At 39.3% G+C, this 1969-nt stretch carries 3 protein-coding genes; 1 reads left to right on the top strand and 2 read right to left on the bottom strand.

Annotated elements, in window-relative coordinates; translation table 11 throughout:
• On the bottom strand, window positions 1–857 hold an 857-nt coding region (locus AAF462_11800), incomplete at its 3' end, for an anti-sigma factor (GenBank protein MEM7009806.1).
• A gap of 265 nt (window positions 858–1122) precedes the next feature.
• Here AAF462_11800 and AAF462_11795 point away from each other — a divergent pair.
• A complete protein-coding gene (locus AAF462_11795; protein MEM7009805.1) occupies window positions 1123–1701 on the top strand; it encodes a sigma-70 family RNA polymerase sigma factor in 579 nt (192 codons plus the stop codon).
• 9 nt (window positions 1702–1710) lie between these two features.
• Here AAF462_11795 and AAF462_11790 read toward each other — a convergent pair.
• Window positions 1711–1969 (bottom strand): DUF3147 family protein (locus AAF462_11790; GenBank protein MEM7009804.1); only part of this gene is annotated, 259 nt, incomplete at its 5' end.

Below are 1969 nucleotides of genomic sequence, written 5' to 3'. Positions count from 1 at the left end.
CCTCTATGATCTCCGGCAAAGATCATATCGCTACTAGGCCTTTCTGCCCCACCCTCAGGCTCTATAGTCACTGAATAATGTTCTATGTTCCCTAGATCGGAAAGTGCTTCTAGCTCGACAAAATGACTACCCTTAGCGTCAACCTTAAACACTGCAACACTTTTATGCTCTCCGTTTGCTTTTACCCACCACTGATAATCCTTTCCCTCAGGCGGGTGCTCTAGATCTAAGCAATAGAAAAAGGCTTTATCATCATCATTGTGATACAAAACACCAACCCCGGCATCTTCATCTGTGTGCATATTTGTGAGCTGTATTATATGAACACTTGGATGCTCTAAAAACTCGCTTAACTCATCTAGTTTTGCATAATGGTCTTCTAATTCTTTATATTCAACCTGTTTCTCTTCAAGAGAGATTTTCAAGTTGTTTATCAGTTCTTGTTGATCAGAGATTGTTTGGTTTAACTCAGTAATTACAGCACCATTGTCACCAAGAGTTTCATATTGGGATTGGTTAGGTGAAACAATAATAAGCATCAAAACTGCAGCAGCGACAGCTCCAAATGAGAAACCAATAAGCTGAAAACGTTTCCAAAAAGGAGTCTTCACTTCTTGATATGTACTCTTTTTCTGACCAAGCAGCTCTGACAACATCTTCTTTTTTAGGCTTGGGTCAGGCATACGAGCTTTAGAAGAATATGCGAGATGCGAAGCTACGCCTTGGTATTTTGCTAATATATCTCTTGCTTCTTGATCAGTAGCTAGAATCTCTTCTACCTCTGCGAGTTCCTCTCCATCAAGCGCGCCAAGAGCATATATTGAAATAAGCTCTTCTAGTTCTTCTTTAGTTCTCATCCCACTCCTTTATGTAATAACACAGCTTTTGCTTCTAACATACATCTAATCAATATTATATACAATATCCGCTCCCTGTATAAATATATATACGATGTTAGGCTAGAGTTTGGATATATATCTATGTAATTTAATGATAGCGGTATTGGAATATTTTGTATTTGCTGTAGGTTATTAAGCAGAAATTTTTCTTGAATTACTATTCAATAAATTGATATAGTAATAGGAATATACTAGATAGCATATGAACTAAGGGCGATAAATCATGGCTCAGGGTGGAGAAAAAACTAAAAAGACATCAGAACATGAGCAAAGTCTTGCAGAGCTAATAGATAAAATAGCAAGAGGATGTGAGTCTGCATTAAAGAAGCTCTATGACACAACTATCACGCAGGTATATGGGCTTGCATACAGGATTTTAAACAACCAGCCCGATGCTGATGAGGTAGCTCTTGATGTGTTTAAGCAAATTTGGAACAAAGCACCGGATTACGAGCCAGGCCGGGGCACCCCTTCTGCTTGGCTTATTACTTTAACCAGAAGCCGCGCCATCGATAGAATCCGCTCTGATACTAAACGAAGAACAACCAATGAGCCTATTTATGATGATTCAATTGATGATACTCCTCTTCCAGATGAAACTAGAGATATTCTTGAGAAAAGGGAAGTTATAATGAAAGCTCTTTCAGAACTGACCCCCAAGCAAAGAGAGTCTATTGAGCTTGCATACTTTAAAGGCTTAAGCCAGAGCGAGATATCAAAACACATGAACGAGCCTCTTGGTACTGTAAAAAGCTGGATGAGAACCGGAATGATTAAACTAAAAGACATTCTGGCGACCTAATGGTTCTAACTATAAAGGAAGTCCAAGTTTTCGACCAATAGTTGCATAGCCCAAATACAACCCGATCATTATTGCGCTCGAAATAACTAATGAAAACCAAAAATTGTACTGCTGCCTTAAGAGCCACGGCAGAATCAGGAAGAAGATAAGGGTTGGCAACACAAGCCAAAATATTGAGATAGACAAGTCAGCGATCCTTCCCGCATCCTTCGTATCGATATATAACCATATCATAGCTAGAAGTGAGGTTAGTGGAAGCGCCGCCAGT

It is taken from the genome of Thermodesulfobacteriota bacterium, from assembly GCA_039028315.1.
Taxonomy (GTDB): domain Bacteria; phylum Desulfobacterota_D; class UBA1144; order Nemesobacterales; family UBA2774; genus CR02bin9.
Note: the sequence above shows the minus strand (reverse complement) of the source record. Positions and strands in the feature narration are given on the sequence as shown.